The sequence below is a fragment of the Streptomyces sp. NPDC001549 genome (assembly GCF_042894025.1).
GTDB lineage: Bacteria > Actinomycetota > Actinomycetes > Streptomycetales > Streptomycetaceae > Streptomyces > Streptomyces kutzneri.
In genome coordinates this window covers 1-1,120 of the sequence record NZ_JBIAVJ010000087.1, presented here as the reverse complement: position 1 = coordinate 1,120, position 1,120 = coordinate 1, and the positions used below count along the sequence as shown (strand labels likewise).

The 1,120-nt window shown below is 65.3% G+C and carries 1 protein-coding gene; it reads right to left on the bottom strand.

All coding sequences use genetic code 11. The features are described from left to right. A partial coding sequence (locus ACFY04_RS43705) for an IS630 family transposase (protein WP_389126648.1) occupies positions 1–1,081 on the bottom strand: 1,081 nt, incomplete at its 3' end. Between the last annotated feature and the right edge of the window lie 39 nt (positions 1,082–1,120).

The following is a 1,120-nucleotide window of genomic DNA, read 5'->3' as shown; positions in this document are numbered from 1 at the left end:
AGTCTTCTGAGTCGGGAATTCTGTTCAGATAACTGGCGAGGCGTTCGAGGATCTCGTCTGCGGTCTTGGTCCAGACGTAGGGCTTGGGGTCGGTGTTCCAAGCAGCGATCCAGTCTCGGATGTCCTTCTCGAGGGCCTGGACGGATTTGTGGACGCCTCGCCGTATCTGCTTGTTGGTGAGTTCGGCGAACCATCGCTCCACCAGGTTCAGCCAGGACGACCCGGTCGGGGTGAAGTGCAGGTGGAACCGGGGGTGGCCGAGCAGCCACTTCTTGATGTCCGGTGTCTTGTGGGTGGCGTAGTTGTCGCAGATCAGGTGGACGTCCAGGCCTGCGGGCACTTCCTTGTCGAGCTTGACGAGGAACTTCTTGAACTCCTCGGCGCGGTGGCGGCGGTGGAGGGAGCCGATCACCTTGCCGGTGGCCACGTTGAGCGCGGCGAACAGGGTGGTCGTGCCGGCGCGGACGTAGTCGTGGGTCGACCGCTCCGGGACCCCCGGCATCATCGGCAGCACCGGCTGGGACCGGTCCAGGGCCTGGATCTGCGACTTCTCGTCCACGCAGAACACCAGCGCCCGCTCGGGCGGGTCCAGGTAGAGGCCGACGACATCGCGGACCTTGTCGACGAAGTAGGGATCGGTCGACAGCTTGAAGGTCTCCGACCGATGTGGCTGCAGGCCGAACGCCCGCCAGATCCGTGAGACCGAGGACTGGGACAGGCCCATTTCCTTCGCCATCGACCGCGTCGACCAGTGCGTCGCGTTCTTCGGCGTGGACTCCAACGTCCTGGTGACCACGCCGGCCACCTGCTCATCCGTCACCGTCCTGGGGCCTCCGGAACGCGGCATGTCTCCCAGGCCTGCGATCCGGTACTGCACGAAACGGGCTCGCCAACGGCCGACCGCCTGAGGCGTCGAGCCGAGACGGACGGCCACATCCTTGTTCGAGACACCCTCGGCACAGGCCAGGATGATCCGACACCGCAAAGCCCACGCCTGCGGCGTGGAACGACGCCGCACCCACCCCTCCAGTGCGGCCCGCTCCTCGTCCGACAACGTCAACTCGGCCTTCGGCCGCCCCATCCCCGCCATAGACCAAGCCTACACATCTACACAGAATTC